The sequence below is a fragment of the Bradyrhizobium sp. PRIMUS42 genome, from assembly GCF_023006515.1.
In the GTDB taxonomy this organism is placed as follows: Bacteria; Pseudomonadota; Alphaproteobacteria; order Rhizobiales; family Xanthobacteraceae; genus Bradyrhizobium.
This window is the reverse complement of record NZ_JALBGZ010001093.1, coordinates 1-1,441: the sequence shown is the minus strand read 5'-3', so window position 1 is coordinate 1,441 and position 1,441 is coordinate 1. Positions and strand designations below refer to the sequence as shown.

The following is a 1,441-nucleotide window of genomic DNA, read 5'->3' as shown; positions in this document are numbered from 1 at the left end:
GCACCCAGCAGCCGGTCGGGGCCGCCATCGGCCCCACCGGGAATGTGGCTGGCGACGCCGACGCTGAGGGTGACATGGTCGCCGGCACCCGTGGCGCCGTGGGCGATCGCTAAGGCCATCACGGCGCTGCGGATCTCCTCGGCGATGACGCAGGCACTATCGCAATCCATGTCCGGCAGGATCAGCGCGAACTCCTCGCCGCCGTAGCGGCTGGCGAGATCGAGCGGACGCACGGCATGCCGGCTGACGACGGAGGCGACCGCGCGCAGGCATTCGTCGCCAGTCTGGTGGCCGTGGTGGTCGTTGAACAGCTTGAAATGATCGACGTCGACGAACAGCAGCGCCAGCGGCTTCTGGGTACGGTGGGCGCGGGCCCATTCGCTCATCAGCATCTGGTCGAACGAACGGCGGTTCGACAGGCCGGTCAGGCCGTCCTTGGTGGCGAGCTCCTTCAGCGCCATCTCGGCGCGCTTCTGGTCGGTGAGGTCGCGCAGCGTCTCCACCACGGCGATCAGATGGCCGGCCTCGTCGTGGATCGGGCCGGCGTCGATGGCGAGATAGAGCTGGCTGCCGAGCTTCGGCATCGTGCACCAGTTCTCCGCGGAAAAGCCGAGCCCGTTATGGCCGCGCGCCGCGTATTCCGAATAGAACTCCGGCAGCTGCTCCGGCCGGTCGAGCGCGACGAGGTCGGCAAGGCAGGGGCGCCTGGTTTCGTAGAAGGCCTGCCAGTGCTTGCTGGTGCCGATCACCTCGGAGGCGGCGAGACCGGTCAACCGCTCGCAGGCCCTGTTCCAGATCACGACGCGGCGCTTCGGGTCGATCACGAAGGTCGGCACCACCAGGTGCTGCATCAGCCGCACGGCATAGGAATCCGCGACGTCGACGGTCTTGGCCGGCGTCTTGCCTGACGTCTTTCCCGGCGACGTGCTTGACGACTTCACTGGCTTCGCCATCAGGCCACCGCCGCCACCGGCACGGCACTGCCGGAGCCGAACAATTTCCGCACCTCGCTGGCCGGCTTCGGCGGGCTGAACAGATAGCCCTGCATCTGCGTGCAGCCGAGCGCGCGCAGCAGCTCGCGCTGCGCCTCGGTCTCGACCCCTTCGGCGACCGTGGTCATGCTGCTGGCGGCCGCAATGTTCACCACCGCCTGCACGATCACGGGTGCGCCGCTCTCCTCCGCGATGTCGGCGACGAAGCAGCGGTCGATCTTGATCTTGTCGAACGGGAAGCGCTTGAGATAGCTGAGCGAGGAGTAGCCGGTGCCGAAATCGTCGAGTGCGATGCGCACGCCGATCGAGCGGAGCTGATGCAGGATCGAAAGCGCAGCCTCGTCGTCGCGGATCAGCACGGCCTCAGTGATCTCGAGCTCGAGCCGGCGCGGGTCGTCGGCACCACGCCCTGGCGGCGGGTGAGCTGGATCTGGAAGTTCATCATGTTC

2 protein-coding genes are annotated in these 1,441 nt (G+C 67.4%); both read right to left on the bottom strand.

Translation table 11 applies throughout. From position 1 onward, the window contains the following. The coding region (locus MOV75_RS37915; RefSeq protein ID WP_249796921.1) for a diguanylate cyclase at positions 1 to 953 on the bottom strand (953 nt) is incomplete at its 3' end. Next, on the bottom strand, positions 953 to 1,441 hold a 489-nt coding region (locus MOV75_RS37910), incomplete at its 5' end, for an EAL domain-containing protein (protein ID WP_247007967.1). The genes MOV75_RS37915 and MOV75_RS37910, both read right to left, overlap by 1 nt.